Source organism: Lactiplantibacillus daoliensis, from assembly GCF_005405005.1.
GTDB lineage: Bacteria > Bacillota > Bacilli > Lactobacillales > Lactobacillaceae > Lactiplantibacillus > Lactiplantibacillus daoliensis.
The window spans coordinates 75963-93261 of record NZ_BJDH01000001.1 but is presented as its reverse complement, the minus strand read 5'-3'; the positions used below and the strand labels follow the sequence as shown (position 1 = coordinate 93261).

At 42.4% G+C, this 17299-nt stretch carries 28 protein-coding genes; 24 read left to right on the top strand and 4 right to left on the bottom strand.

The annotated features are described in order from the left end of the window. Positions 1-6 precede the first annotated feature (6 nt). From rpsC to rplQ, 22 genes are all read left to right on the top strand, one after another. Positions 7-663 carry a 30S ribosomal protein S3 gene (gene rpsC, locus FFM64_RS00475; protein ID WP_137606046.1) on the top strand — a complete coding sequence of 219 codons (657 nt, stop codon included), beginning with the start codon at positions 7-9 and terminating at the stop codon, positions 661-663. A gap of 2 nt (positions 664-665) precedes the next feature. Beyond that, positions 666-1100, top strand: coding sequence for a 50S ribosomal protein L16 (gene rplP, locus FFM64_RS00470; protein ID WP_137606045.1), 435 nt, complete (start codon positions 666-668; stop codon positions 1098-1100). Beyond that, a complete protein-coding gene (gene rpmC, locus FFM64_RS00465; RefSeq protein ID WP_003638068.1) occupies positions 1090-1284 on the top strand; it encodes a 50S ribosomal protein L29 in 195 nt (64 codons plus the stop codon). Before rplP ends, rpmC begins: the two co-directional genes overlap by 11 nt. A 24-nt stretch (positions 1285-1308) precedes the next feature. After that, positions 1309-1578, top strand: a complete 270-nt coding sequence (rpsQ, locus tag FFM64_RS00460) for a 30S ribosomal protein S17 (RefSeq protein ID WP_137606044.1) — start codon at positions 1309-1311, stop codon at positions 1576-1578. A 42-nt stretch (positions 1579-1620) separates the two neighbouring features. Beyond that, entirely contained in the window at positions 1621-1989 is a 369-nt protein-coding gene (rplN, locus tag FFM64_RS00455; RefSeq protein WP_137606043.1) for a 50S ribosomal protein L14, read from the top strand. A 33-nt stretch (positions 1990-2022) separates the two neighbouring features. Next, the gene (gene rplX / locus FFM64_RS00450) at positions 2023-2334 is read left to right on the top strand and encodes a 50S ribosomal protein L24 (protein WP_137606042.1); all 312 of its coding nucleotides are present in this window, start codon (positions 2023-2025) and stop codon (positions 2332-2334) included. Between the two features lie 30 nt (positions 2335-2364). Beyond that, positions 2365-2907, top strand: a complete 543-nt coding sequence (rplE, locus tag FFM64_RS00445) for a 50S ribosomal protein L5 (protein ID WP_137606041.1) — start codon at positions 2365-2367, stop codon at positions 2905-2907. Positions 2908-2927: 20 nt separating this feature from the next. Next, entirely contained in the window at positions 2928-3113 is a 186-nt protein-coding gene (locus FFM64_RS00440; RefSeq protein WP_137606040.1) for a type Z 30S ribosomal protein S14, read from the top strand. 33 nt (positions 3114-3146) lie between these two features. Next, a complete protein-coding gene (rpsH, locus tag FFM64_RS00435; RefSeq protein ID WP_003638074.1) occupies positions 3147-3542 on the top strand; it encodes a 30S ribosomal protein S8 in 396 nt (131 codons plus the stop codon). A gap of 29 nt (positions 3543-3571) precedes the next feature. After that, a complete protein-coding gene (gene rplF / locus FFM64_RS00430; protein WP_137606039.1) occupies positions 3572-4108 on the top strand; it encodes a 50S ribosomal protein L6 in 537 nt (178 codons plus the stop codon). Positions 4109-4144: 36 nt separating this feature from the next. Next, positions 4145-4510, top strand: a complete 366-nt coding sequence (gene rplR, locus FFM64_RS00425; RefSeq protein ID WP_307722836.1) for a 50S ribosomal protein L18 — start codon at positions 4145-4147, stop codon at positions 4508-4510. Positions 4511-4530: 20 nt separating this feature from the next. Then, entirely contained in the window at positions 4531-5031 is a 501-nt protein-coding gene (gene rpsE, locus FFM64_RS00420; protein WP_137606037.1) for a 30S ribosomal protein S5, read from the top strand. A gap of 14 nt (positions 5032-5045) precedes the next feature. Continuing rightward, a complete protein-coding gene (gene rpmD / locus FFM64_RS00415) occupies positions 5046-5228 on the top strand; it encodes a 50S ribosomal protein L30 (RefSeq protein WP_137606036.1) in 183 nt (60 codons plus the stop codon). A 31-nt stretch (positions 5229-5259) separates the two neighbouring features. Beyond that, positions 5260-5691 (top strand): 50S ribosomal protein L15, encoded by a 432-nt coding sequence (rplO, locus tag FFM64_RS00410; protein WP_137606035.1) that lies wholly within the window; start codon positions 5260-5262, stop codon positions 5689-5691. A gap of 1 nt (position 5692) precedes the next feature. Further along, positions 5693-6988 carry a preprotein translocase subunit SecY gene (gene secY, locus FFM64_RS00405; RefSeq protein WP_137606034.1) on the top strand — a complete coding sequence of 432 codons (1296 nt, stop codon included), beginning with the start codon at positions 5693-5695 and terminating at the stop codon, positions 6986-6988. Between the two features lie 65 nt (positions 6989-7053). Further along, positions 7054-7704 carry an adenylate kinase gene (locus tag FFM64_RS00400; protein WP_307722837.1) on the top strand — a complete coding sequence of 217 codons (651 nt, stop codon included), beginning with the start codon at positions 7054-7056 and terminating at the stop codon, positions 7702-7704. Between the two features lie 180 nt (positions 7705-7884). Beyond that, the gene (gene infA, locus FFM64_RS00395; protein ID WP_003638082.1) at positions 7885-8103 is read left to right on the top strand and encodes a translation initiation factor IF-1; all 219 of its coding nucleotides are present in this window, start codon (positions 7885-7887) and stop codon (positions 8101-8103) included. A 35-nt stretch (positions 8104-8138) separates the two neighbouring features. Further along, positions 8139-8258 (top strand): 50S ribosomal protein L36, encoded by a 120-nt coding sequence (rpmJ, locus tag FFM64_RS00390; protein WP_003638083.1) that lies wholly within the window; start codon positions 8139-8141, stop codon positions 8256-8258. 27 nt (positions 8259-8285) lie between these two features. Further along, on the top strand, positions 8286-8651 hold the full coding sequence (gene rpsM, locus FFM64_RS00385; protein ID WP_105448034.1) for a 30S ribosomal protein S13: 366 nt from the start codon (positions 8286-8288) through the stop codon (positions 8649-8651). 24 nt (positions 8652-8675) lie between these two features. Beyond that, positions 8676-9065 (top strand): 30S ribosomal protein S11, encoded by a 390-nt coding sequence (gene rpsK, locus FFM64_RS00380; protein ID WP_003641266.1) that lies wholly within the window; start codon positions 8676-8678, stop codon positions 9063-9065. Between the two features lie 86 nt (positions 9066-9151). Further along, positions 9152-10096: a DNA-directed RNA polymerase subunit alpha gene (locus tag FFM64_RS00375; RefSeq protein WP_137606032.1), complete on the top strand. Its 945-nt coding sequence runs from the start codon at positions 9152-9154 to the stop codon at positions 10094-10096. A 21-nt stretch (positions 10097-10117) separates the two neighbouring features. Further along, on the top strand, positions 10118-10501 hold the full coding sequence (gene rplQ / locus FFM64_RS00370) for a 50S ribosomal protein L17 (protein WP_137606031.1): 384 nt from the start codon (positions 10118-10120) through the stop codon (positions 10499-10501). A 322-nt stretch (positions 10502-10823) separates the two neighbouring features. On the opposite strand, the gene FFM64_RS00365 is transcribed toward rplQ, so the two are convergent. From FFM64_RS00365 to FFM64_RS00350, 4 genes are all read right to left on the bottom strand, one after another. After that, positions 10824-11813 (bottom strand): polyprenyl synthetase family protein, encoded by a 990-nt coding sequence (locus tag FFM64_RS00365; protein ID WP_137606030.1) that lies wholly within the window; start codon positions 11811-11813, stop codon positions 10824-10826. A gap of 7 nt (positions 11814-11820) precedes the next feature. Next, positions 11821-12381, bottom strand: coding sequence for a Gx transporter family protein (locus FFM64_RS00360; protein ID WP_137606029.1), 561 nt, complete (start codon positions 12379-12381; stop codon positions 11821-11823). A gap of 6 nt (positions 12382-12387) precedes the next feature. After that, on the bottom strand, positions 12388-12879 hold the full coding sequence (locus FFM64_RS00355) for a NusG domain II-containing protein (RefSeq protein WP_137606028.1): 492 nt from the start codon (positions 12877-12879) through the stop codon (positions 12388-12390). Positions 12880-12972: 93 nt separating this feature from the next. Further along, positions 12973-14841, bottom strand: a complete 1869-nt coding sequence (locus tag FFM64_RS00350; protein WP_137606027.1) for an NAD(P)/FAD-dependent oxidoreductase — start codon at positions 14839-14841, stop codon at positions 12973-12975. A 284-nt stretch (positions 14842-15125) separates the two neighbouring features. On the opposite strand from FFM64_RS00350, the gene pplA reads away from it, so the two are divergent. Both pplA and FFM64_RS00340 read left to right on the top strand, forming a co-directional pair. Continuing rightward, positions 15126-16010, top strand: coding sequence for an extracellular electron transfer flavoprotein PplA (gene pplA / locus FFM64_RS00345; RefSeq protein WP_137606026.1), 885 nt, complete (start codon positions 15126-15128; stop codon positions 16008-16010). A gap of 157 nt (positions 16011-16167) precedes the next feature. Beyond that, the gene (locus FFM64_RS00340; RefSeq protein ID WP_137606025.1) at positions 16168-17277 is read left to right on the top strand and encodes an FAD:protein FMN transferase; all 1110 of its coding nucleotides are present in this window, start codon (positions 16168-16170) and stop codon (positions 17275-17277) included. Positions 17278-17299: the final 22 nt, after the last annotated feature.

Sequence of the window (17299 nt, the reverse complement as noted above, 5' to 3'; positions counted from 1 at the left end):
TAACGCGTGGGTCAAAAAGTAAATCCAACCGGATTACGTGTCGGAATCATTCGCGACTGGGAAGCAAAATGGTATGCTGAAAAAGATTTTGCAACTTACTTAAACGAAGATTTACGTATCCGTAAGTATATTGAAAAACGACTTGCCGACGCTTCCGTCTCCACCGTTGAAATCGAACGCGCTGCAAATCGCGTGAACATTTCAATCCATACCGCTAAACCAGGGATGGTTATTGGTAAGGGTGGTTCTGAAGTAGAAGCACTTCGTAAAGAATTAAACGAATTAACTGGTAAACGTGTACACATCAACATCATCGAAATCAAGAAACCTGATTTAGATGCTAAATTAGTTGGTGAAAGTATTGCTCGTCAATTGGAAGGCCGTGTTGCTTTCCGTCGTGCAATGCGTGGTGCTATGCAACGTACTATGCGTTCAGGCGCCAAAGGGATCAAGACTCAAGTTGCTGGTCGTTTGAATGGTGCCGACATGTCACGTGTCGAAACTTACTCAGATGGTACGGTTCCATTGCATACGCTTCGTGCGGACATTGACTACTCATGGGTAGAAGCAATGACAACCTATGGTAAACTTGGTGTTAAGACCTGGATCTACCGTGGCGAAATTTTGCCAGAAAAGAAATCTGCAGATAAAGGAGGAAAATAAACATGCTAGTACCTAAACGGGTTAAATTCCGTCGTGTTCACCGTGGTAAGATGCGCGGTGAAGCAAAAGGCGGTAAGTCAGTTGCTTTTGGTGAATATGGTTTACAAACACTAGAATCACACTGGATTAGTAATCGACAGATTGAAGCTGCTCGTGTTGCTATGAACCGTTACATGAAGCGTGGCGGTAAAGTATGGATTAAGATTTTCCCTCACAAGTCCTACACTGAAAAAGGTGTCGGCGTGCGGATGGGTAATGGGAAAGGTACTCCTGCAGGTTGGGTTGCCCCAGTAAAACGTAACAAGGTTATGTTTGAAGTCGGTGGCGTATCTGAAGAAGTTGCTCGCGAAGCTTTACGCTTAGCAGGCACCAAGTTACCCGTGAAAACCAAGATTATTAAGCGCGAGGAAGTAGGTGGCGAATCAGATGAAGGCTAAGGAAATTAAAGCATTGTCCACTACTGAAATGCTCGAAAAAGAAAAGTCTTATAAAGACGAACTCTTCAACTTGCGTTTTCAATTGGCCACTGGTCAGCTTGAAAATACCGCTCGTTTAAAGCAAGTTCGTAAAAATATCGCACGTATCAAAACTGCGTTGCGTGAACAAGAATTAAACAAGTAGCCTATAAAAGGAGGCAATCAACGAATGAGTGAAGATACTCGTAATAGCCGCAAGGTTATCCAAGGACGCGTTGTTTCAGATAAGATGGATAAAACCATCGTTGTTGTCCGTGAAACATACAAGAACCATCCTGTATACGGCAAACGTGTTCGTTATTCAAAGAAATACAAAGCTCATGATGAAAATAATGAAGCTCATGTTGGCGATATCGTCCGGATCATGGAAACTCGTCCTCTATCAGCTACAAAGCGTTTCCGCTTACTTGACGTCGTTCAAAAAGCTGTTATTATCTAGTTTATTAGCTGAAGAATATTAAATGAAGGGAGGACACTTACTGTGATCCAACAAGAAAGTCGTTTAAAAGTTGCTGATAACTCCGGTGCCCGTGAAATCCTGACTATCAAGGTTTTAGGTGGCTCAGGTCGTAAGACTGCTAACATCGGTGATATTATTGTCGCTACGGTCAAACAAGCAACACCCGGTGGTGTTGTCAAAGCTCATGATGTTGTTAAGGCGGTAATCGTTCGGACTAAGTCTGGCGTTCATCGTAATGACGGTTCATACATCAAGTTTGATGAAAATGCTGCAGTTATTATTCGTGACGACAAGACTCCACAAGGTACTCGTATCTTCGGACCTGTCGCTCGTGAATTACGTGATAAAGACTTCATGCGTATTGTTTCATTAGCGCCAGAAGTTCTGTAATCACACACCGTAAATAAGGAGGTGCGCAACCTAATGTTGATTAAAACAGGTGATAAAGTTCGTGTCATCAGTGGTAAGGATCGTGGCCAAGAAGGTACTGTTAAGTCAGTAATCAAGGCTAAGAACCGTGTCGTTGTTGAAGGTGTTAACAAGATCAAGAAACACCAAAAGCCTACGAACGTTAACCCACAAGGCGGTATCGTTGATGTTGAAGCAGCTTTAGATGCTTCAAACGTTATGGTCCTTGACCCATCTACTAACGAACCTACTCGTTTGGGTGTTCGTCGTGAAGACGGGAAGCGTGTCCGCTACGCTAAAAAGAGCGGCAAAGATTTAGAAAACTAAAACACTGACTGAAAGGAGGAAGCAAGTTTCATGGAAAACCGTTTAAAAGCTCAATATGAAAAAGAAATCGTGCCAGCATTAGTTGACAAGTTCAACTACACTTCAGTAATGCAAGTGCCTAAGATGGCAAAGATTGTTTTGAACATGGGTGTTGGTGATGCAGTTACCAACGCTAAGAACTTAGACGAAGCAGTTGAAGAATTGACTTTGATCTCTGGCCAAAAACCTTTGGTTACACGAGCAAAGAAATCTATCGCTGGTTTCCGTCTTCGTGAAGGCATGGCAATTGGTGCTAAAGTTGACTTACGTGGCGAACGTATGTATGACTTCTTGGACAAGTTGATCAATGTATCATTACCACGTGTTCGTGACTTCCATGGTGTTAGCACGCGTTCATTCGATGGTCGCGGTAACTACACATTGGGTGTCCGTGAACAATTGATCTTCCCAGAAATCAACTATGATAATGTTAACCGTGTTCGCGGTTTAGACATTGTAATCGTCACAACAGCTGACAGTGATGAAGAATCACGTGAGTTGTTAACTCAATTTGGCATGCCATTTGCTAAATAATCGAAGGGAGTTTATCTAAGTTGGCTAAAAAATCACAAATTGTTAGACAACAACGCGGTGCGAAGTTTGCAGTTCAAAACTACACACGTTGCGAACGTTGCGGTCGTCCACATTCAGTTTACCGTAAATTCCACTTGTGCCGTATCTGCCTCCGCGAATTGGCCCACAAAGGTCAAATTCCTGGCATGAAAAAGGCTAGCTGGTAAAAACAAACCCAAGTTAAAGGAGGTTAAACTTTCATGATGACTGATCCAATCGCAGATTTCTTGACTCGTATCCGTAACGCTAACATGGTACGCCACGACTCATTAGAAGTTCCTGCATCAAAAATCAAACGCAACATTGCCGAAATTTTAAAGAATGAAGGTTTTGTTCGCGACGTTGAATATATCGATGATGACAAACAGGGCATCATCCGTGTCTTCTTGAAGTATGGTAAAGACAACGAACGTGTTATCTCAGGTTTGAAGCGTATTTCAAAGCCAGGCTTACGTTCATATGTTAAAGCTGATGCTGTTCCTAAGGTTTTAAACGGCTTAGGGATTGCTATCATCTCAACTTCAGAAGGTGTAATTACTGATAAAGAAGCTCGCGCCAAGAAGCTTGGCGGCGAAGTTTTAGCTTACGTTTGGTAATAAATAATTAAGACGGGAGGTGCAATTAAGTGAGTCGTATTGGTTATAAAACAATTAATATCCCTGCTGGGGTAGAAGTATCACAAGATGGCGAAGTTGTGACTGTCAAGGGTCCTAAGGGAACTTTAACTCGTAACATTGCTAGTGATATTACAATGACAGTTGAAGGCAGCGAAGTTAACTTCACTCGCCCAACTGATGACTTTAAGATGAAGGCATTACACGGTACTACCCGTGCTAATGTTAACAACATGGTCGAAGGTGTTACTAAAGGCTTTACTAAGAATCTTCAATTGGTCGGTGTTGGTTACCGTGCCCAATTACAAGGTAAGAAATTAGTATTAAGCGTTGGTTACTCACATCCTGTTGAATTTGAAACGCCAGAAAACTTAACAGTTGAAGTTCCTGACAACACTCATATCAATATCTCTGGTATTGGTAAGCAAGCTGTTGGTGACTTTGCTGCTGAAGTTCGGGCAATTCGTTCACCTGAACCTTACAAAGGTAAAGGGATTCGTTACGTCGATGAATATGTTCGTCGTAAGGAAGGTAAAACTGGTAAATAATGCAGCTTAGTGCTGTCCATAACTATATATTAAGAGGTGACTATTGTGATTTCAAAACCAGATAAAAATAAGACACGTCAACGTCGTCACGCACGTGTCCGCGGTAAGATTTCTGGTACTGCTGAGCGCCCACGCTTAAATGTTTATCGTTCAAACAAAAACATCTACGCTCAAATTATTGATGATGTAGAGGGTGTAACGCTCGCAAGTGCCTCAACATTAGATAGCGAAGTATCAGGCAACACCAAGACCGAAAAGGCCGCTTCCGTTGGTGAAGTTGTTGCAAAACGTGCTGCTGAAAAGAAGATTGCTGATGTTGTCTTCGATCGTGGCGGTTACTTATATCACGGCCGGGTTCAAGCTTTAGCTGAAGCTGCTCGTGAAAACGGACTTAAATTCTAATAAAGGAGGAATAATACCACATGACTTTCATTGATCCATCAAAATTAGATCTTGACGATAACGTTGTTGCCATTAACCGGATTACTAAAGTTGTCAAAGGTGGTCGTCGTCTTCGTTTTGCCGCATTGGTAATCGTTGGTGACCACAAAGGACACGTTGGTTTCGGTACTGGTAAAGCTCAAGAAGTTCCAGAAGCAATTCGGAAAGCATCCGAAGCTGCTAAAAAGAACTTGATCACTGTACCAATGGTCGGTACAACCATTCCTCATGAAGCTCTCGGTGTATTCGGCGGTGGCCGCATTTTGCTTAAGCCTGCCGTTGAAGGTTCTGGTGTTGCCGCTGGTGGCGCCGTTCGTGCCGTCATGGAATTGGCTGGTATTGATGATGTAACAAGTAAGCGTCTTGGCTCCAACACCCCAGTTAACGTTGTTCGTGCAACGTTCGAAGGGTTGAAGAGCTTACGAAAAGCAGACCAAATTGCTGCTTTACGTGGCGTTTCAGTTGAACATTTAGCTGAATAGGGAGGACAAACAACATGGCTCAATTAAAGATCACTTTAGTGCGCAGTGCGGCTCATCGTCTTCCTAAGCAACGTAAAATCGTTAAGGAATTAGGTTTAGGCCGAGTTAACAGCTCAGTTGTAAAACCTGATGACGCAGCTACTCGCGGTCAAATCTTCCTCATTGCTCATTTGATCGATGTTGAAGTAATTAAGTAATTAAAATTTTTAAAGAGGAGGTGCCTACTAAATGAAGTTACATGAATTAACTCCAAGTGAAGGTTCACGTTTTTCACGCCGTCGCATTGGTCGTGGCGACTCAAGTGGCCAAGGTAAAACTTCTGGTCGTGGTCAAAAAGGTCAAAAGGCGCGTGGTAAGGTTCGTGTTGGTTTCGAAGGTGGCCAAATGCCATTGTATCGTCGGATTCCAAAACGTGGATTTACTAACATCAACCGTAAAGAATTTGCGGTTGTTAACCTTGATGGCTTAAATCGCTTTGATGATGGTGCCGAAGTAACACCAGAATCATTGAAAGAAGCTGGCTTGGTTAAAAAGAGTGCTGCCGTTAAGATCCTTGGTAACGGTAAACTCGACAAAAAGTTAACAGTTAAGGCTAATAAGTTCTCCGAAACTGCCGTTAAGGCAATCGAAGCAGCTGGCGGTAAAACTGAGGTGATCTAACTTGCTGACTACCATGAAGGACGCTCTGAAAGTTAAGGATATTCGGAATAAAATTCTGTTCACGTTGGGCGTTTTGATTGTATTTCGTCTTGGCTCTTATATCACAGTCCCAGGAGTTAATGCACAAGCGCTGCAATCCGTTGCATCTTCTGGGCTGATAAGTATGTTGAATACATTCAGTGGTGGCGGTTTAACTAATTATTCCATCCTTGCTATGGGGGTATCCCCTTACATTACTGCACAAATCATTGTTCAATTGTTACAAATGGACATTGTTCCGAAGTTTGTTGAATGGGGCAAACAAGGTGAAGTCGGTCGACGGAAACTTAACCAAGCGACCCGTTGGTTGACCATTATCTTGGCCTTTGTTCAATCGATTGGGATTACGGCTGGGTTTAACTCTTTAAGTTCGCTTAAATTAGTTAATAACCCAAGCGTAACGACATATCTAACCATTGGGGTTATTTTAACCGGTGGTGCAATGTTGACAACCTGGATGGGTGATATGATCACTGATCGTGGGATGGGTAATGGTGTTTCCATCATTATCTTTGCCGGGATCATTGCTCGTACCCCAACCTCGTTATACCAAATCTATCAAGAACAATTCGTCAATGTTTCAAAGAGCGATTGGTGGCAGAGTATTTTGTTTGTCATCGGATTATTATTACTTGTTTTGATCATCGTTATGTTTGTAACGTGGGTTGAACAAGCGAATGATCGGATTCCAATTCAATACACTCGCCGTGCAGCTGGTGCACCTGATAGTAGTTATCTACCATTAAAGGTGAATGTTGCTGGGGTTATTCCTGTTATCTTCGCGAGTTCTTTCATTGCAACACCACAAACAATTTTGCTAGGTTTCCAAGCCAGTCACGGCGATGAAACTTGGTACACAGTCATGAGTAACATCTTTAACATGCAGTCAACGACCGGAGCAATCTTATACACTGTTCTGATTGTGCTTTTCACTTTCTTCTATGCGTTTGTTCAGGTCAATCCTGAAAAACTATCGAAGAACTTACAAAAGCAAGGCAGCTATATTCCAGGCGTCTGGCCTGGTAAAGACACCCAAGACTGGGTTTCAAAATTGTTAATGCGACTTAGTACGGTCGGTGCCCTTTACCTTGGATTAATTTCCTTGATTCCATTATTAGCCTCAGATATCTTTGGCTTAGATGAATCAATTGGTTTAGGTGGGACGAGTTTACTAATCGTTGTTGGGGTTGCGCTTGAAACAATTCGTCAAATTAAAGGATTGATGATGAAGCGAGACTACGTCGGCTTTATTCGTTAATCAGCGAGTGTGTTGGGGAGACTCAGCACATTTGTGCATTATAGGAGGAAATTACGATGTCAACAATGAACCTGATTTTAATGGGTTTACCAGGTGCCGGTAAGGGTACTCAAGCACAGAAGATCCTTGAAGATTTTGATATTCCTCATATCTCAACGGGTGATATCTTCCGGGCAGCAATTAAGAATGAAACCAAGATGGGCTTGGAAGCTAAAAAGTATATTGACCAAGGCAACTTGGTCCCAGACGAAGTCACTAACGGCATCGTTAAGGATCGTTTAGCTGAAGCTGATACTGCTAATGGCTTTCTGCTTGATGGTTATCCACGTAATATTGATCAAGCCCATGCCCTTGAACAGATCGGTAAAGATTTGAACAAGCCATTGGACGGCGTCATCAACATTCATGTTGAACCTTCAGTATTAGTTGAACGACTTTCGGGTCGGTTCATCTGCCGGACATGTGGTACAACTTATCATAAGTTGTACAAGATGCCTAAGGTTGAAGGAACTTGTGATGTTTGTGGCGGTCATGATTTCTATCAACGAGATGATGATAAGCCTGCGACTGTTAAGAATCGTTTGGATGTTAACGTTAAGTTAAACACACCTTTAATTGATTTTTATGGTCAAGAAAAATTGCTCTACAATGTCGATGGTGATCGCGACATCGATGACGTTTATAAAGATATTAAGTCAATTCTTGATAATCTTTAGGCCAGTATGCCCACCAACTCGCGCGGTAGTTGCTTTTGCAACCCCGTTGTGATAAACTTATTCAGGTTTAGCCGTTGATTCATTTTAATGTTTTTTAAACTTAATTTTAATAACGACTGGTTCAAAAGTGGACCATCAACGTGGCAACACGAAACCAGATAATAGGGGAGGGACTCATACTTGGCAAAAGAAGACGTCATTGAAATTCAAGGCACTATCAAGGAAACATTGCCTAATGCAATGTTTAAAGTAGAACTTGAAAACGGCGCTGAAATCTTGGCACACGTTTCAGGTAAAATCCGTATGCATTACATTCGGATCTTACCTGGTGACAAGGTCACAGTCGAAATGTCACCTTATGATTTAACTAAGGGTCGGATTACCTATCGTTTCAAGTAGGCCGACACTTTGTACCTTATAGGAGGTAAATATTCATGAAAGTAAGACCATCTGTCAAGCCTATGTGCGAACACTGCAAAGTTATTCGTCGTAAAGGCCGTGTGATGATTATCTGCTCTGCTAATCCAAAGCATAAGCAACGCCAAGGTAAATAATTTAACTAAGTCGGAGGTGAAAAATTAATGGCTCGTATTGAAGGAATTGACTTACCCCGTGACAAGCGAATTGTCATCGGATTAACTTACATTTTCGGTATCGGGAATACTTCTGCCCAAAAGATTTTGGCAGAAGCCGGTGTTTCTGAAGACGTCCGTGTACGCGACTTAACTCCTGAACAGGAAGATAAGATCCGTGCCGTCGTTGATGGTTACAAAACTGAAGGTGACTTACGTCGTGAAGTTAGCTTGAACATCAAGTTACTTCAAGAAATTGGTTCATACCGTGGGATGCGTCATCGTCGTGGTTTACCAGTTCGTGGTCAACATACGAAGAACAATGCTCGTACTCGTAAGGGTAAAAAAGTTAGCATCGCTGGACGTAAAAAATAATTATAAGGGAGGTTTTCGAATTTTATGGCAACTAGAAAGACAACCCGTCGTCGTCGGGTAAAAAAGAATATTGAATCCGGTGTGGCTCACATCCATTCAACATTCAACAACACACTTGTTATGATTACTGACATGCAAGGGAACGCAATTGCTTGGTCTTCAGCTGGCTCATTAGGTTTCAAGGGTAGTCGTAAGTCAACTCCTTTTGCTGCTCAAATGGCTGCAGAAGCTGCTGCTAAGGCATCAATGGAACATGGCATGAAGACCGTTGAAGTCGCTGTTAAGGGCCCTGGTTCAGGTCGTGAAGCTGCAATCCGTGCTTTACAAGCTACTGGTTTGGAAGTTAGTGCAATTCGCGATGTTACACCAGTTCCTCATAATGGTTCTCGTCCTCCAAAGCGCCGTCGTGTTTAATCTGTGACGTTCATTTTGAGGGCTAACTTCATTTTGTACGCACAACTACTAAACACAACGCGTTTTGAAAGGGGTAAAAGATAAGAATGATTGAATTTGAAAAACCTAACATTCATAAAATTGATGAAAACGACAACTATGGTAAGTTTGTTGTAGAACCACTTGAACGTGGTTATGGTACAACTTTAGGGAATTCACTTCGTCGGATTCTTCTTTCTTCTTTACCTGGCGCTGCTGTTACCAGTATTCAAATTGATGGTGTGCTTCATGAATTTTCAACGGTTGAAGGGGTAACAGAAGATGTTACTGCCATCATCTTGAATGTGAAGAAGATCGCGCTTAAGTTAGAATCAGATGAAACCAAGACATTGGAAATCGATGTTAAGGGTCCTGCGAACGTTACCGCCGGTGATATCATTGGTGATGCGGACGTTGAAGTCTTGAATCCTGACTTAGCAATTTGTACGGTAGCAGACGGTGCACACTTCCATATGCGTATGACCGCTAATACTGGTCGTGGTTATGTTTCCGCTGAGGATAACAAACATCGTGAAGATGATATGCCAATTGGCGTTTTACCTGTTGATTCATTATATTCTCCAATTGAACGTGTCAACTACCAAGTTGAAAACACGCGGGTTGGTCAACGTGATGATTTCGATAAGTTAACCTTAGACGTTTGGACAAATGGTTCAATCACTCCAAGTGAAGCCATTAGTCTGTCAGCCAAAATCCTGACTGATCACCTTTCAATCTTCGTAAACCTCACTGATGAAGCTAAGAACACTGATGTGATGGTAGAGAAGGAAGAAACGCATAAGGAAAAGATGTTAGAAATGACGATTGAAGAGTTAGATCTCTCCGTTCGTTCATATAATTGTTTGAAGCGTGCTGGTATCAACACGGTTCAAGAATTAACTAACAAGACTGAAGCTGATATGATGAAGGTTCGCAACCTTGGACGCAAGTCACTTGAGGAAGTTAAAGCAAAATTAGCTGACCTTGGGTTATCATTACGCAAAGAAGACTAATACAAGGGAGGATATTCGTTCATGAGTTACCGTAAATTACAACGTACAAGTTCACAACGTCGTGCCTTACTTCGTGATTTAACAAGTGCATTGATCGTAAACGGTCGTATCGAAACTACCGAAGCTCGCGCTAAGGAAGTTCGTTCAACGACTGATAAGATGATTTCATTAGCTAAGAAGGGCGATTTACACGCTCGTCGTCAAGCTGCTACTTTTGTTCGCGACATTGTTGCTGATGTTAAAGAAGAAGAAGACAACGTAACTGTACAAACTGCATTGCAAAAACTATTTAGTGACTTAGGTCCTAAGTACGCTGACCGCAATGGTGGTTATACGCGAATTTACAAGACTATGCCTCGTCGTGGCGATGCCGCACAGATGGTTGTCTTGGAACTCGTTGACTAATTAAATTGTTTTACGGATCACTGGGATTGATGGTTGACGGACGCTATGATGTTGGTTACTGCAACAAGTAACTTTAGTCTAGTTCGGAAGTTATTTATGTTAAACATAGATGGCATATCGCAATCTTAAGTGATTTTTTTTGGCGCAAGCCAACGAAGGCCTCGCTTTGTAAGTTAACTAACTTACTGAGTGAGGCCTTTTTTGTGCTTTCAGATAGCGGACGTAACACTGTGTTTGCCGTTGAATTCGTGTTGGGATTAGTTTTGTTGAAAAATAAAAAAGTCTCGTTCACGTGATTTATCGTGAGCGGGACTTGAATTCATTAATTATGACGAGTTAATAATTGCTTCGTGAGTTGAATGAGCGCTTCGCGTGCTGGAACAGCTGGTAACTTATGCAGCAACTTAAGTGCGTTGTCGGTGTACTTTGATGCCAAGGCTTGTGCTTGGGATACACCACCAGCGTTAATGACGAGTGCCTGGACGCGTTCTAAGTCTGCTTGGCTAACGTTACCTTGTTGTCTTAACAATGGTAGTAACTCGCGTCGTGCGTCAGTTTGCAGGGCAAAGATCAATGGTGAGGTATAAACACCTTCGGCCACATCTTCTAAGATCGGCTTGCCAATTTCTTGGCTAGTTTCTTGATAATCAAGAATATCGTCTAAGATTTGAAAGGCCATCCCAATCGCCATCCCAGCCTTTTGCGCGCGAGCAGCGAACAGTTGACTGGCTCCGGATTCGAAGGCACCTAAGAAACAACTTAACGCAAATAATTCCGCCGTTTTTCCTTGGATTTGTTCCAAGTATTGTGCCATGGTGATATCAATCCGATAATGGCGGTCGGTTTGTTGGACTTCACCAACAAGGATCTTTTCCATTTTCGCCGAGTTGAGCTGAATGCTTTTAAAACTGCTGGAATAGTGGGAAAGAATTTTGAAGACGACCACAAACAGGTAGTCACCCGCATAAACGGCTACATCCTTACCAAATTGGGCTTGAATGCTCGTGGTATGGCGTCGAATCGTGGCATCGTCAATAATATCATCATGAATCAAAGTGGCCGTATGCAGTGTCTCAAGCGAGGCAGCCAAGGCAATCATGCGCTGACGGTCGGTGTCTTTAAATTGTGAAAATAGTAAGCAGTAGGCAGGACGTAATAGCTTACCACCGCTGTGAATCATTTCCAAGATAGCATCGGTAATGGCCGTATCCGCAATATTGATATTATCGTTCATCAATTGCATGACTTGTTTAAGTTCCGGTTGTAAGGCGGGATAATCGCGCCAAAGTGGATTTAATTGCGTTGCTTGCATGGACGCGTTACTCCTTTCTCGATTTTTCATGATTAAAACGTAAATATTTTAAAATCGTGACGTGCGTGAATAAGTAGTTAGCGGCGATCCCGAGGGCACCACCGGCGGCTAGGCCAATAATCGACAAGACTGGCAAATAGAGCATGACGGTCCAGGTCTGCGCAATCAGACTAGCAACGAGTAATTGGCCCACGTTATGCATGACGCCACCGGTCGCAGAAATTCCGATTAAGCTGACCCGTTTTGGCCCCAGCTGCTTGACCAATAGCATCGAAAACAAGCTCAAAAAGGCGCCGCCAAAACTATACAAGAATGTGGAGAGTGTGCCACCCAGCAAGGCTGTTAGAATGAGCCGTAACCAGGTGAGGGTGATCACATCGCGAAATGAGAGCGTAAAAATTGCCACGATCGTAATGAGATTAGCCAAGCCCAGTTTGGCGCCTGGCGCGAAGGCAAACGGAAAGGGAATCATCCGTTCCAAAATGCCGATAATGACTCCCTGAGCGACTAGCAGGGCAATATAAATATTACGATGTGTTTTATTAGTTTGTTCATACGAATTATTCACTGATTTTTACTCCGTGACCAGTCCGTTACCGCCAGATTGGACATGGCCGGTACTGGACTTAATTTCAACCAAGAGTTTGTGTGGCAAACAAACAATTGTTTGTCCGGGTTTATGAATCCAACCTCGTCGCACACAAACCTGGTCGGAACAGTTGGCGTCAGTAATGGCGACCCGTTTGGGTTCAAAGGTGACACGATTATAGTCACCGTGGGCATCACGATAGGTAAAGTGCATCGTTTTGGTCAAGGCTGTGATGTTGACGCGTTTGAGCACTTTGCCGTCGTGTGACACGACGGCCGTCAAATTATGCTGCCGCTTTTGGGCATTTTTTTTAGCCACCTGGGCTTCTCGAACGGCTTGTTGATGTTGCTGATACGAGAAGATTGCAAGGGGAGCGAACGACAAAATAAGTAAGCCGACAATGATGACAATGTCGAATGGCCGAATCATATCGCCGTAGCGTTTGAATACTTGCCAAGTTGCGCGCAATCGTTTCATTGCCGAACCTCCATTTTAGATTGAATAAAAAATGGTTCAAGGTAAAAGCTACCCTTGAACCATCGGGAAACTATTTAATTAATTATAACGCATCTAGCGGGTTTTGACAGCATCGTAATGTGAGCTGACATTCCCATACCACCAGTGGCCGAGATGTTTTTGCATCCACGGAACAACCCAGAAGTCTAAACCAAATGTCCGGCCGGAACCGTTCATTAATGCTAAGGCTGCAAAGATCATCCACAAGTTGACCCAGTAGAACATTCCTGATAAACAGAAGACGACAACCAAGCCGATGGTAATGGCATTAGCTAACCAAGTGAAGAGGCCGAAGAAGATACATAAAGCAACGGCGATTTCCACACAGGTCATCAATTTCTGGAAGAAGAAGGCCATTTGCATGTTTGGAATGAAGACCTTGGTAACAGATTCGAACCAAGTCGGCATCTTGTCAAACACAAGCAATGGATCTTTACCATACATGTAAGACAAACTGAAGATTCCTTTAGCTGCCTTAGTTGTTGATTCACTGGCACCACTAGTTGCGGAAACTTGTAACCAAGAGAAGGAGGTTAATCGTAGTTTGTCAACAAACCATGATTCTTTACCTTGAACCTTAGTCCAGCAATCCCACAACCACATTGCACCATAGAAGAACCGTAGTGGCACACTCCACAATACGTTACCCATGCGTGAGGTCCAACCGCGGAAAACATTACGACGGTTGCGAGTCCGGAAAAATTCGTGCATGAAGTACTGGAATAAATAATAGCCAGAGAAAATTTGAACATAATAGAGCCAGTTAATCGCGTGTTTCAATAAGACCGCGATGAAACCAGATACATTCCAGTTATCCAATACTTGAGCAACGGCATACTTCGAACCAATCGAGTCAACGGAAGCTTGATAAGCACCGTGGAATGGCTTGATTTCTTTATCAACGTGGTCAATATTCTTGATAATGCCTTGAACGGCAGTTGCGGCTGTTTCTTCGGCACCTTGCACGATTTGTGGAACGGGACGTGGTTGGCCAGGTTCTTGGTAGCTAGTTGAGTCACCAGCTAAGAAGACGTTCTTCGCATCCTTAGCTTGCATGAATTCGTTAGCAACCAAACGACCACCACGAGGGTTAGTTTCCATGCCAAAGTTCTTAACGACACTATTAGCACGAACCCCAGCGGTCCAAATCAATGTATAGGTTGGAATTGGTTCTTTGTCTTTCAAGGTAACGTGATCTTCAAAGACTTCAGTAATCATGGAGTTGGTCATAATGTCAACGCCATGTTTAGTCATATACTTAGCAGCTTTACCAGCTTGCGTCCGATTCAACATGTTGATAATCGTTGGCGCAGCTTCGACTAATTGAATGGTGATTTCGCTAGGATCAAGTTTGTTGTCCTTGGCTAACACATCTCGATATTCAATTAATTCACCAACTAATTCAGAACCGGTAAACCCGGAACCACACACAGTCAAAGTCAACATGGCTTTGCGTTTAGCTGGATCAAGTTCAGCAGCTCCGCGACGGATAATGTCGGCTAAATGAGCACGTAAGGCCATTGCTTGTTCAAATGACCATAACTCATAACCGTGTTCCTTAACTCCGGGGGTTCCGAAGTCATTGGATTCGCCACCTAAACTAATTAACAGTTGATCATATTGATAACTGCCATGTTCAGTCGTGACGGTTTGTTTGTCTTTGTCGACTCCCGTAACTGTATCAGTGACGAGACGGACGTTTTTGCGACGTGAGAATAACCGTTGCAGATCATATTGAATATGTTCTGGTTCAACTCGTTCTGTCGCAACTTCATGTAGTTCGGTCATATACGTGAAGTATGAATGCCGGTCAATCAACGTGATTTCGACGTCAGCATTTTTTTTGAAATGCTTGGCTAATTTCTTCGTTGCGTAGACGCCGGCAAAACCCGCACCGACAACGACAATATTTTTCTTTGCCATTGCGTAACAACTCCCTTGAATAAATAATGTAAAAAAATAATAATTCCACTTACAATTATATAAGTAATGTAAACGTTTGTCTATGAATTATTGATTAGAATGCATAATTAATCACATTATGTTCAAGCGGAATTTTTGCGTTATAATAAAAGAATACTAAAGCGTCACCATTGTTATGGTTATTACATTTAGTACGAATATTTTTATAAATTTGATTGACTATCCCGTTAATTAACGTTAAGATTAATGTGAATTTTCATACAAAAAGGTTAGGAGTGGGAAATATGAAGTTGAAGTCAGTTATTACAAGTGCATCAGTTGTTGCCATTTCAGCAATGGCATTCTCGGGTATTGGGGGCAGTTTCACAAGCTTAAACGCCTCAGCTAAGACTGCTAAGTTAACCGCTGGTAAGAAGATGAAAGCGGGTACTTATAAGCTTGAAGAAAAGAACTACTCACATGGTTACAAGACTAAGTTCAGTATTACCGTTAACAAGAAAGGTAAGATTACTAAGTCAAACTATGACCAAGTTAACAAGAAGGGCAAGTCAAAGGTTGATGACGCTTCATACAACAAGCAAATGAAGAAAGTTTCAAAAACCAACCCTAAGACTTACGAACCTAAGTTGAACAAAGCCTTAGAAGGTGCCGCTGCTACTGGTAACGTTGGGACGATCGACGTTGTTTCTGGTGCAACTGAATCATCAAAGACTTTCCAAAACTACGCACAACAATTAGTACAAGCTGCCCAAGCTGGTAAGAAGAGCACCATCAAGATCAACAATGGCGCTAAGATGAAAGACGGCACTTATACTTTGAAAGAAAAGAACTACTCACATGGTTATAAAGTTACATTCTCTATGACTGTTAAGGATAACAAGATTACTAAATCTAACTACGACCAAGTTAACAAGAACGGCAAGTCAAAGACTGAAGATGCTTCATACAACAAGCAAATGAAGAAGGTTGCTAAGACTGATCCTAAGACTTATACACCTGCTTTGAACAAGTCATTGGTTAAGAACAGTGACCCAACTAAGGTTGACGTTGTCACTGGTGCGACTGAATCATCCAATACCTTCGTATTGTATGCTGAACAATTACAAAATGCTGCTCAAAATGGTAACACTAAGACCATTACGGTTAACAACATGGTCTTCTCTGACTAGCACTTATTACATTTAATTATTTTTTAGAGGCCTGAGGCGTATCTGTCTCGGGCCTTTTGTTTTCGGTGAACGCTAATCTGGCTAACGGAAAATCGCGGTCAGTAACCCGAAACTTTGGTATAATGACGATTGAAAATATTTAAGGGGAAGTCACGTTATGAAACTGAGAAAATGGATTCAGTTAGGATTGATACTGGCATTGGTTGTCCCACTGACAGCTTGCGGTCAGAGTAAGGCAGCTAAGGAGGCCAGTGATCGGCCTAAGCCGACAAAAGTGGTGCAAACGCCAAGTGAAGATACCCAGTTTATGATGGGGACGGTCGTGACCTTACGTGTTTATAATAAGGGTAAGGACAAAGTCGTTGATGGCGCCTTTAAGCTTTTGAAAAAGGAAGCTAAGGAAGTAACCACTAATGCCAAAGGTTCCGAGATCGATAAAGTCAACAATGCCGCGGGTAAGCACCCTGTCGTGGTCAGCAAGGACATTTATCCGATTTTGAAGAAGGCTTACTACTATAGTAAGAACTCTGATGAATCATTTGATATGGCCATTGGGTCAATTACGCAACTTTGGCGGATTGGGTTCTCAGATGCACGGGTTCCTAGTCAATCAGAAATTGACACGAATGTTAAGTTAGTTGACTATACTAAAGTTAAATTAAATGATAAAAAACATTCCGTTTATTTGGAAAAGAAGGGCATGCAACTGGATCTTGGCGGAATCGCTAAGGGCTATATGACCGACCAAGTTCGCAACTACTTCTTAGATCATGGTGTCTCAACAGCGATTATTGACCTTGGTGGGAATATCTATGTAATGGGTGACAGTCCTAAAGGGACCAAGTCTGGTAATTGGACGGTTGGGATTCAAGACCCTAAACAATCACGGGGGACTTCAATTGGTTCGTTACCAGCAAAGAACATGTCGATTGTGACCTCTGGGATTTATGAACGCTTCCTCAGAAAGAATGGCAAAGTCTACAGTCATTTAATGGATCCTAAGACTGGGGCACCGTTCGAAAATAACTTGATGGGCGTTTCAATTATCTCTAAAAAGTCGACGGATGGGGATGGCTTGTCTACAGCTACCTTTGATAAGGGCTTAAAAGATGGGATGAAGTATATTAACGGCAAGTCCGATGAAGGCGTTGGCGCAATCTTTATCACTAAAGACAAAAAAGTTTATGTTTCGAATAATTTGAAGAAAAAGTTTACCTTATTTAGTGATACTGGGTATAAGTACGGCCCAGCTAGTGATTTGAAGTGATACTTCACTGAGTATATCTTGT

What these genes read in the sequence shown, in the direction of transcription:
- FFM64_RS00375 (WP_137606032.1), top strand. Translation starts at nt 9,152, where the DNA reads ATGATTGAATTTGAAAAACCTAACATTCATAAAATTGATGAAAACGAC.
- FFM64_RS00400 (WP_307722837.1), top strand. Translation starts at nt 7,054, where the DNA reads ATGAACCTGATTTTAATGGGTTTACCAGGTGCCGGTAAGGGTACTCAA.
- FFM64_RS00355 (WP_137606028.1), bottom strand. Translation starts at nt 12,879, where the DNA reads ATGAAACGATTGCGCGCAACTTGGCAAGTATTCAAACGCTACGGCGAT.
- rpsM (WP_105448034.1), top strand. Translation starts at nt 8,286, where the DNA reads ATGGCTCGTATTGAAGGAATTGACTTACCCCGTGACAAGCGAATTGTC.
- rpsQ (WP_137606044.1), top strand. Translation starts at nt 1,309, where the DNA reads ATGAGTGAAGATACTCGTAATAGCCGCAAGGTTATCCAAGGACGCGTT.
- rplX (WP_137606042.1), top strand. Translation starts at nt 2,023, where the DNA reads ATGTTGATTAAAACAGGTGATAAAGTTCGTGTCATCAGTGGTAAGGAT.
- FFM64_RS00365 (WP_137606030.1), bottom strand. Translation starts at nt 11,813, where the DNA reads ATGCAAGCAACGCAATTAAATCCACTTTGGCGCGATTATCCCGCCTTA.
- rpsE (WP_137606037.1), top strand. Translation starts at nt 4,531, where the DNA reads ATGACTTTCATTGATCCATCAAAATTAGATCTTGACGATAACGTTGTT.
- rpsH (WP_003638074.1), top strand. Translation starts at nt 3,147, where the DNA reads ATGATGACTGATCCAATCGCAGATTTCTTGACTCGTATCCGTAACGCT.
- rplP (WP_137606045.1), top strand. Translation starts at nt 666, where the DNA reads ATGCTAGTACCTAAACGGGTTAAATTCCGTCGTGTTCACCGTGGTAAG.
- rpmC (WP_003638068.1), top strand. Translation starts at nt 1,090, where the DNA reads ATGAAGGCTAAGGAAATTAAAGCATTGTCCACTACTGAAATGCTCGAA.
- pplA (WP_137606026.1), top strand. Translation starts at nt 15,126, where the DNA reads ATGAAGTTGAAGTCAGTTATTACAAGTGCATCAGTTGTTGCCATTTCA.
- rplO (WP_137606035.1), top strand. Translation starts at nt 5,260, where the DNA reads ATGAAGTTACATGAATTAACTCCAAGTGAAGGTTCACGTTTTTCACGC.
- FFM64_RS00340 (WP_137606025.1), top strand. Translation starts at nt 16,168, where the DNA reads ATGAAACTGAGAAAATGGATTCAGTTAGGATTGATACTGGCATTGGTT.
- rpmD (WP_137606036.1), top strand. Translation starts at nt 5,046, where the DNA reads ATGGCTCAATTAAAGATCACTTTAGTGCGCAGTGCGGCTCATCGTCTT.
- rplE (WP_137606041.1), top strand. Translation starts at nt 2,365, where the DNA reads ATGGAAAACCGTTTAAAAGCTCAATATGAAAAAGAAATCGTGCCAGCA.
- rpsK (WP_003641266.1), top strand. Translation starts at nt 8,676, where the DNA reads ATGGCAACTAGAAAGACAACCCGTCGTCGTCGGGTAAAAAAGAATATT.
- FFM64_RS00350 (WP_137606027.1), bottom strand. Translation starts at nt 14,841, where the DNA reads ATGGCAAAGAAAAATATTGTCGTTGTCGGTGCGGGTTTTGCCGGCGTC.
- rplQ (WP_137606031.1), top strand. Translation starts at nt 10,118, where the DNA reads ATGAGTTACCGTAAATTACAACGTACAAGTTCACAACGTCGTGCCTTA.
- rpmJ (WP_003638083.1), top strand. Translation starts at nt 8,139, where the DNA reads ATGAAAGTAAGACCATCTGTCAAGCCTATGTGCGAACACTGCAAAGTT.